The organism is Pseudomonas sp. PME37.24/025, from assembly GCF_055556615.1.
The window spans coordinates 1-281 of the sequence record NZ_JBVHNK010000108.1; the positions used below are offsets into that span (position 1 = coordinate 1).

Annotated in this window: 1 protein-coding gene; it reads left to right on the forward strand. The window is 71.5% G+C overall.

Annotated elements, in window-relative coordinates; translation table 11 throughout:
- Positions 1-281, forward strand: a 281-nt coding sequence (locus ACZ3HH_RS29700; protein ID WP_465810112.1) for a circularly permuted type 2 ATP-grasp protein, incomplete at both ends; no start/stop codon positions are given.

Consider the following 281-nt stretch of genomic DNA (forward strand, 5'->3'; position numbering starts at 1 on the left):
GATTATTGCGGGCAGGAAACGGTGCGGCTGTCGACCACGCCCGCGCTGATCGGCGACCGGTTCGAGCCGCGCGGGTTCACGCTGCGCGCGTTCGTGGCACGCGGCTCGGATGGCGCCTGGACGGTCATGCCCGGCGGCTTTGCCCGGCTGTCCTCGTCCGACGAAGTGCAGACCGGCTGGATGGGCGAAGGCGACCTGTCGGCCGATGTCTGCATTGTCGATGATGTCGCGCCAGCGCTGGTCGTGGGGCCCAGCCCGGTGCAGCCGCCGCGCGTGCGCCG